1 protein-coding gene is annotated in these 437 nt (G+C 67.0%); it reads right to left on the bottom strand.

Annotation, left to right across the window (positions count from 1 at the left end):
* A partial coding sequence (locus ACG2LG_RS24255) for a hypothetical protein (protein WP_396263492.1) occupies positions 1-437 on the bottom strand: 437 nt, incomplete at both ends.

Here is a 437-nt window from a genome sequence, read left to right on the forward strand (position 1 = left end):
GCGGCCAGCGTCAGGGTGTTGCCCGCAGCCGAGACCACGTCGAAGCGGTGGCCCTCGTGGTCGCCCGAGTTGACCTCGATGTAATACGAGGCGCCCGGATCCAGCAAGGTGCCCAGGTCGAAGGAGCCGCCGCTGAGCGTGAACACCAGGTCCTGGCCGCTGACCGTGCCCACCGTGCCGCTGAACAGTGTCTCGCGCTGGTAGGGGTCGTTGTAGGTCACGCAGCACACCGGCAGACCGACCTCGTTCCAGCCCTCCACTTCCGACCAGCTGGTGTGGTCGATGGTCGAGTCCGGCTCCTCGTCGAGGTCCACCCGCAGCCGCACCACCCCGCCGCCGCCAGTCAGCCCGGTGAGGTTTTCCAGGTCGTGGATGGTCACCGTTTCGGTGCAGTCGCCATTATCGACCGTGGTGTAGTGCGTCGGCTCCAGCGTCAG

It is taken from the genome of Haloferula sp. A504 (assembly GCF_044385805.1).
In the GTDB taxonomy this organism is placed as follows: domain Bacteria; phylum Verrucomicrobiota; class Verrucomicrobiia; order Verrucomicrobiales; family Akkermansiaceae; genus Haloferula.